General features: G+C 29.9%; 1 pseudogene. It reads left to right on the forward strand.

The annotated features are described in order from the left end of the window. Positions 1 to 308: pseudogene (locus tag EYW44_RS22425) on the forward strand (endonuclease MutS2); the annotation flags it as partial.

Here is a 308-nt window from a genome sequence, read left to right on the forward strand (position 1 = left end):
AGAAAACAAAAACAGAAAAAGCCAAAGACAAAAAAATAGCTGATGAACAAAAAGAAGCTATTAAAAAAGTAGAGCAAGAAGTACTTAAAAAAGTAGTTAAAGTTAGACAAGAAAAAAAGGTAGAAGCTAAGAAAATAGCAGAAGAAAGAGCTAGTTATGTTTTTAAAGTAGGAGATAGAGTTCGTTTGATCGACGGAAACTCTGTTGGTACTATTGATAAAGTAGAAAAGAAGAGTGTATTTATAAATTATGGTTTGTTTACTACAAAAGCTACTTTAGATAGGTTAGAGTTGGTAGAGAAAGCTAAG

It is taken from the genome of Tenacibaculum sp. M341 (genome assembly GCF_004337695.1).
GTDB lineage: Bacteria > Bacteroidota > Bacteroidia > Flavobacteriales > Flavobacteriaceae > Polaribacter.